The following is a 452-nucleotide window of genomic DNA, read 5'->3' on the forward strand; positions in this document are numbered from 1 at the left end:
CCTCTTAGATCTTTTACGAGAATATTATCCTGAGAAAGAAGGCTTCATTAAGCAAGCTATTGAGGAATATATAGAAGGACAAAATGCTACACTCCTCCTTTTGTTTCACAGTATCAAAGAACAGATTATAAAGGAGTTTAACAACTACCAGACTTCTCTAATCAATAAGATAGAGCGATCTTTGAACAAAAGAGGCTTCGTAACCAGTCAAGAGTATCCAGAACTTCTAGATCAAAAGAATTGGAAAACAATAAAGACTTGCCGAAAAAATTTAAAAGTATGGCTCATTTATGATAGAGGAAAATCTATAGCTTATGTTTGGGATAAAAATAAGCTAACGGACAAAGAGGCAAAACAAAAAGCTGAATTGAAATTACTATTAATGTGAGGAAAACGATGTATCAACCAGAAAAACTAAAAGCTCGTAGAAAAGAGCTAAAAATGACTCAAAA

General features: G+C 32.7%; 1 pseudogene. It reads left to right on the top strand.

From position 1 onward, the window contains the following. Positions 1–388, top strand: a pseudogene (locus tag HMPREF2918_RS10590) (hypothetical protein); the annotation flags it as partial. Positions 389–452: the final 64 nt, after the last annotated feature.

The organism is Streptococcus sp. HMSC065C01, assembly GCF_001813525.1.
Taxonomy (GTDB): Bacteria; Bacillota; Bacilli; order Lactobacillales; family Streptococcaceae; genus Streptococcus; species Streptococcus parasanguinis_V.